Below are 3,718 nucleotides of genomic sequence, written 5' to 3' on the forward strand. Positions count from 1 at the left end.
CACCACCGGGAGGTTTGTGCAGCGTTGAAATCGTTGATCGTCGGCGAACCGAGCGAGGTTCTCCGGGGATCTCCTGCTGGAAAGGTCAATGACGCGGTTCCAGCAGGTGTGGGGCAAACTGATCAATCAAGGCTGCGCGAGCTCTCGCAAGAAGAGTTTGCAATCGATGACCTTGATCCAAATTTGCCGCGATTTTGACCTGAAACCGAATCATGAGGATCCGGAATCCATGATCCCCAATCGCTCGTCGGCGCGCACCGCATCCATCTCGAAGGACCGCGCGGAAAGCGTGCCGGGGGGAGATTTCGATCACGACCATTGCGAGCCGCAACCGGTCGCCACGATGCAACGGTATGTGATCGACAGACAAATCGGCAAAGGCGGCATGGGCTTGGTCTATCACGCCTACGACAGCATCTTTGATCGGGAGGTCGCGATCAAAGTCTTGCTGAAGAACTATCAGGGGCGAGACGAAGCGCGTCAGCGTTTCTTCCAAGAGGCTCGCACGACCGCGCGGCTGCAGCATCCGGGGATCGTCTCGGTCTACGACATGGGGATCAGCGACGACGGACAGCCCTTCTTTGCGATGAAACTGGTCGAGGGCAGGACGCTCAGTGAGTTGATGAAGACGGAAAACAAAACCCAGTTGCAGCACTCGCGTCTGCTGGATGTTTTCGCCCGAGTCTGCCAGACGATCGCCTATGCACACGCGCACCAGACCGTTCACCTGGATATCAAGCCGTCCAATGTGATGGTGGGCGCGTACGGCGAAGTCCACGTGATGGATTGGGGATTGAGTCGTCAAATGGGAAAGTCTCCGATTGAGCTCACTCCGATCAGCCCGGCGGCGGTGGAAAATATTTCCGACGAGCAGCTCTCGATGATCCTGTCCAACAGCAAGATCATCGGCACCCCGAGCTACATGGCGCCGGAGCAGGCGCGCGGCCATCACATCAGCGTGCGTTCGGACGTCTTCGGCTTGGGCGCGCTGCTGTGCGAAATCCTGACGGGCAAGCCGCCGTATGAAGGATCGAGCTTTCGTCGGATCTATCGCCGCGCCGCCCGAGGCTCCATCCACAAAACGTACCAACGCCTGGACGCCTGCGACGCGGATCCGGCGATCATCGCACTGGCCAAACGCTGCTTGGCGCCAAACGAACGCGACCGCCCGGCCGACGCGGGAACCATCGCGGCGCAAATCACGGCCTACGTGGAATCGTCGATGGAGCGTGCCCAACGCGACCTGTGCCGATTTTTCGAACTCAGCATGGATCTGTTCTGCATTGCCAGCTTGGACGGTTACTTCAAACGGGTCAATTCGAACTTTTCACGGGTATTGGGATACAGCGACAGCGAATTGATCTCCAAACCCTTCATCGAATTCATCCACCCCGACGACATCCGGCAAACGATCCAAGCGATCAGCACGCTGGCCCAGGGCGATTCGATCGTGGCGTTCTGCAATCGCTACCGTGACTCCGACGGCAACTATCGCTGGTTCCAGTGGAATGCCAAATCGATTCCGCAAGACAACACGATCTTCGCCGTCGCCCGCGTGATCGACCCGCCGGATGATTGACCGCCGCAGAGAGGAGTGGTTGGGAATTGAACGCGTCAGAAAAGTCGCGGGCACGACCATTAACACGCCGTTACGCTTCTGCCTGGGATGAATCCGCTCGCTTAAAAACCATCCGCAGCGATTGCCGGGCGGTCCCCACGATCGCCCAAGACAGGAACGGGCCGGTTCGGCTAAACTTGGGCCTCGGCAAACAAAGGGTGACCGACAAGACCACGTCTCACCGCACTTGACACTCTTTGTGGATTTTCCAACTGTGTCCACGGGCGACCTTTCATGGCAATCCTCATGGGTGAATTCCATCTGCACATCACCAGCACGATTGGATTGCTTCTGGCCGTTTGCCTGGCCGCCGGTGTTTTAGCCGATTTCGTTCATTTGCCCAAAGTCACGGCGTTTCTGTTGGTGGGGCTGCTGGTCGGCCCGAGCACCCTGGACTGGGTCCCGACCGAGCACGTCGAGCTGTTCGAACCGCTGCTCAAACTGGCGATGGCGCTGGTGCTGTTCAATCTCGGCTGCGAGTTCACGTTTTCCAAGGTCCGGCGTGTCGCGGCGCACTGCATGGCGCTCTCGATCGCCGAAATCACGGCGACCTTGGTGCTGGTCACGATCGGCTTGGCCCTGTTCGGGTGCACCGGCAGCATGGCGTTGTTGCTGGGATGCTTGGCCGTTGCGACCGCGCCGGCGACCACGATCCTGGTCCTGAAAGAATTCCGCTCCGAAGGCCCGGTGACCGAAAGCACGGGCTTCTTGGTCGCGATGAATAATTTTGCTTGCATCATCCTGTTCGAGTTTGCGTTCCTGGGCATCGAATGGTCCCAGGGCAACCTGCAAGTCTCCTTCAGCCGCCAGATGTTCGGCGTGTTGCTGAACGTCGCCGGTTCGATGGGTCTGGGGATCGTGGGCGGGTTGGTGGTCAGCTATGGCTGCGGATTTCTGAACATGAAACGCTGGCTGGTGCTGTTGGTCGCCGCCGTCACGTTCCTGCTGGGCGTCGACGAATCGTTCGAGATTCCGTACATGCTGTCCTTTCTGATGATGGGCGTGACGGTTGCCAACACATCGGATTACAAACAGAAGATCGTCGACGAACTCGATCACTTGTCGGGCTTGCTGGCGGTGTTGTTCTTCGTCGCCCACGGCACCGAACTCGATGCCGGTGCGTTCATCGCCGCGGGCAAACTGGGCATCGTCTACATCGCCTTTCGGATCGTCGGCAAATGGCTGGGCGTGTACGTCGCGGCCAAAGCCACCCGGCAACCGCCGGAAGTGCGCAACTGGGGCGGCTCGTGCCTGTTCGCGCAAGCCGGAGCCGCGATCGCACTGTCCACCATTGCCGTCAACCGGAATCCGGAATTGGGCAAACCGATCCAAGACATCATCTTGGGATCGGTCGTCCTGTTCGAAATCATCGGCCCGCTGTTCATTCGACACTCGTTGATCCAAACCGGTGAAGTCCCGCTGGCCCAAGCGATCCACCACACCAGCCGGACGCCGCTGGAACAGCTGCGCGAAGTCGTCGACCGCTTCCGCGCGGCGGTCAACGGCACCGCCCCCGCCGCGGCGGTGATCGGCAAAGTCAAGGTCAGCGATCTGTTGCGGAAGACCAAAGGCATCCATCAATCAGCCGACTTCGATCAAGTCGTCGCGCATATCGAACACAGCCACGACAACACCTACCCGGTCGTCGACGACCGAATGCGCGTCGTCGGCGTGATTCGCTATCCGCTGCTCAGCGACGTTCTGTTCGATCACAGCGCCGCGAAACTGGTGCGTGCCGAAGACCTCGTCAGCGACATCGACTCTTGCCTGCACGAAGACGACCCGGCGGCGCGAGCGTTCGAGTTGTTTCAAGGCGAGACGGACGATTGCATCCCCGTCGTCCAACGCGCCAGCCCCCACGAATTGCTGGGAGTGGTCCGTCGCAGCGACGTCATGCACGCTTTGATCACCCAGCGGCGAAAAAACAAGTGACGCCACTCGGACCGACGAAGTGACCACCGCGATTCACAGTTGGACCTCCCCTCGCTGCGCTCCAACCCCTACGCACACAGGAGGTTTGCTTCTTAACGTGATGCGTATGCCCCCATCGTCTTGCCCCCATCGTCTTGCCCCCATCGTCTTGCCCCCATCGTCTTGCCC

At 59.6% G+C, this 3,718-nt stretch carries 2 protein-coding genes; both read left to right on the forward strand.

The genetic code is table 11. The annotated features are described in order from the left end of the window. Positions 1-166 precede the first annotated feature (166 nt). Positions 167-1,579: a protein kinase gene (locus ABX749_RS25630; RefSeq protein ID WP_372898510.1), complete on the forward strand. Its 1,413-nt coding sequence runs from the start codon at positions 167-169 to the stop codon at positions 1,577-1,579. A gap of 273 nt (positions 1,580-1,852) precedes the next feature. Then, positions 1,853-3,550 (forward strand): cation:proton antiporter, encoded by a 1,698-nt coding sequence (locus ABX749_RS25635; RefSeq protein WP_372898511.1) that lies wholly within the window; start codon positions 1,853-1,855, stop codon positions 3,548-3,550. The last annotated feature ends 168 nt before the right edge of the window (positions 3,551-3,718 follow it).

The organism is Stieleria sp., assembly GCF_041595215.1.
GTDB classification, from domain to species: Bacteria; Planctomycetota; Planctomycetia; order Pirellulales; family Pirellulaceae; genus Stieleria; species Stieleria magnilauensis.